Raw genomic sequence first — 571 nt, 5'->3', positions numbered from 1 at the left:
TGCGAGTCTCGGACACCGCCAGGTCATTGACCAGATCCCAGCCCAGCCCGAGTGCCTTGGCGACCGCGGACACGCTGGTGCGGTCGATCGCCAAGCGCTGCAGAATCCAGCGGCTGCACCGGCGGGTGGTCTTGGCCCGCGGCTCGGCCAAATCAGGCATGCGCTGCTGGAAAATCCTCGTAGCGCACTCGATGTTGTCGCAGGTGAAGCGCGGTACCCGCACGTGCAGTCTGGTCGGGTGCCCGACGATCGGCAGATCGGTCACCTTCCGCTCGATGTGGTCACGCAGGCGCCCCGCCATCCCGCACTCGGCGCAGATCGGGTCGAGTGTGACCGGGGAGCAGAACAGGTGCGTGAGCTCGTCGGCCACAGCGGCGTCGGTGATCGTCACCCCGAGCTCGACGGTGCGGCAGATGGTGTCGGCAAGCAGGCTGGCGGTAGCGTTCAAAGCGGGTCCTGGGTGGTTCTGGGTGCAGGTGTAGGAACCGCAATCCTCACACCCCCAGGACCCCTACATCTTGTGCCTCACCGCATCACCGGCGAACCCCAGCTACGCACTCCGAATCCGGAA

1 protein-coding gene is annotated in these 571 nt (G+C 66.2%); it reads right to left on the bottom strand.

Translation table 11 applies throughout. From position 1 onward, the window contains the following. Positions 1-448, bottom strand: a 448-nt coding sequence (locus tag DCI01S_RS16585) for a transposase family protein (RefSeq protein ID WP_167349589.1), incomplete at its 3' end; no start/stop codon positions are given. Positions 449-571: the final 123 nt, after the last annotated feature.

Source organism: Dietzia cinnamea NBRC 102147 (assembly GCF_001571065.1).
Lineage (GTDB): Bacteria > Actinomycetota > Actinomycetes > Mycobacteriales > Mycobacteriaceae > Dietzia > Dietzia cinnamea.
This window is presented reverse-complemented; position numbering and strand designations above follow the sequence as displayed.